General features: G+C 69.9%; 1 pseudogene and 1 other annotated feature. The pseudogene reads left to right on the top strand.

From position 1 onward, the window contains the following. Window positions 1-53: 53 nt before the first annotated feature. Window positions 54-1,210: pseudogene (locus ABQ292_RS26495) on the top strand (IS3 family transposase); the annotation flags it as partial. Further along, window positions 332-460, top strand: a sequence feature (AL1L pseudoknot). It overlaps the preceding pseudogene by 129 nt.

Here is a 1,210-nt window from a genome sequence, read left to right on the forward strand (position 1 = left end):
CTGTCCCGCCCCGGGTCTGATGGAGGCTCTCAATCCACGTGAGGATGAGAGTCATGGCGGCACCGAGGAAGTACCCCGACGAGCTGCGGGAGCGGACGACCCGGATGGCGGTCGACGCCCGGCGTGACCCGGTCACCCGGTCCGGGGCGTTGAAGCGGATCGGCGAGCAGCTGGGCATCAGCCCGGAGACGCTGCGCAACTGGGTCATCCAGGCCGAGATCGACGCCGGTCACCGACCGGGCACGACGACCGATGACGCCACCCGGCTGGCCGAGCTGGAACGTGAGGTGCGGGAGCTGCGCCGGGCCAACGCGATCCTGAAGAGCGCGTCAGCTTTCTTCGCGGCGGAGCTCGACCGCCCCTCCCGCTGATCGTCGCCTTCATCGACGCTCACCAGCTCGAGCACGGGGTCGAGCCGATCTGCCACGTCCTCACCGAGGCCGGCGCGAAGATCGCCCCGAGCACCTACTACGCGCACCGGACCCGGCCACCGTCGGCGCGGTCGGTCACCGACGCGGCGACGACGGCGTCGATCGAGCGGGTGCACGTCGAGAACTTCGGGGTCTACGGCGCACGCAAGGTCCACGCGCAGCTGCGCCGGCAGGGCCATCCGGTGGCTCGGTGCACCGTCGAGCGGCTGATGCGCTCCGCGGGGCTCCGCGGCCTCACGCGGGCGAAGGGTCCGCGGACCACGATCCCGGGATCGGCTCCTGAGCTGCGCCCGGACCTGGTCGAGCGGGCTTTCACCGCGACCGGGCCGGACCAGCTGTGGGTTGCCGACATCACCTACGGCCGCACCTTCTCCGGCTGGGTCTACGCCGCCTTCGTCATCGACGTCTACTCCCGCCGGGTGGTCGGCTGGCAACTCTGGAAGTCGCTGCGCACCGATCTGGCCCTCGACGCCCTGGAGATGGGCATCTGGACCCGCCGACGCGCCGGCCGGGACGTGAGTGGCCTGGTCCATCACTCGGACAAAGGATCGCAATACGTCGCCGTGCGCTACACCCAACGCCTTGCCGAGGCCGGCGCCGTCGCCTCGATCGGGTCCCCCGGGGGGCAGCTATGACAATGCGCTGGCCGAGGCGTTCAACTCGTTGTTCAAGGCCGAGCTGGTCCGCAACCGCGGTCCCTGGAAGGGCATCGACGACCTCGAGATCGCCGTCGCCGAATACATCGACTGGTTCAACCACCGACGCTTGAACGGCGAGAT

The organism is Geodermatophilus maliterrae (assembly GCF_041018925.1).
GTDB lineage: Bacteria > Actinomycetota > Actinomycetes > Mycobacteriales > Geodermatophilaceae > Geodermatophilus > Geodermatophilus maliterrae.